Source organism: Vibrio sp. 1562 (assembly GCF_033340155.1).
Classification (GTDB): Bacteria; Pseudomonadota; Gammaproteobacteria; order Enterobacterales; family Vibrionaceae; genus Vibrio; species Vibrio alginolyticus.
In genome coordinates, this window is record NZ_JAWOVY010000759.1 from 1 (window position 1) to 521 (window position 521).

The following is a 521-nucleotide window of genomic DNA, read 5'->3' on the forward strand; positions in this document are numbered from 1 at the left end:
CGTGAGAGATGAAGATGATGGCAAGGTTCATTTCTTGTTGAAGTTGTAGCAACAAGTTGAGAATTTGCGCCTGAACCGATACATCCAGTGCAGATACTGATTCATCACAAATCAACAGCTTTGGCTTCAGTGCTATTGCACGAGCAATACCAATACGCTGACGCTGGCCACCAGAGAATTCGTGCGGATAACGGTTCACAGCCGTTTCAGGCAAGCCAACTTTCACCAACAGCTCTTTCACCCATTGTTTACGCTCTGCAGGAGTGCCTATTTTATGGATGATATACGGCTCTTCCAAAATCATACCAATGGTGTGACGCTGGTTAAGTGACTCCATTGGGTCCTGAAAGACAATCTGCATGTCTTTACGCAACGAGCGCATCTCTTTGACAGAGAACTTTGTGATGTCTTTGCCTTCAAAGAAAATCTTACCTTCCGTTGGCTCGTACAATTTTAGAATCGTACGTCCTAAGGTACTTTTACCACAGCCAGATTCACCAACGAGTCCCAATGTTTCTCCT

General features: G+C 44.9%; 1 protein-coding gene. It reads right to left on the reverse strand.

Going from position 1 to position 521, the window contains the following annotated elements; genetic code table 11:
* Nucleotides 1-521, reverse strand: a 521-nt coding sequence (locus R7Z49_RS27495; protein ID WP_318112835.1) for a dipeptide/oligopeptide/nickel ABC transporter ATP-binding protein, incomplete at both ends; no start/stop codon positions are given.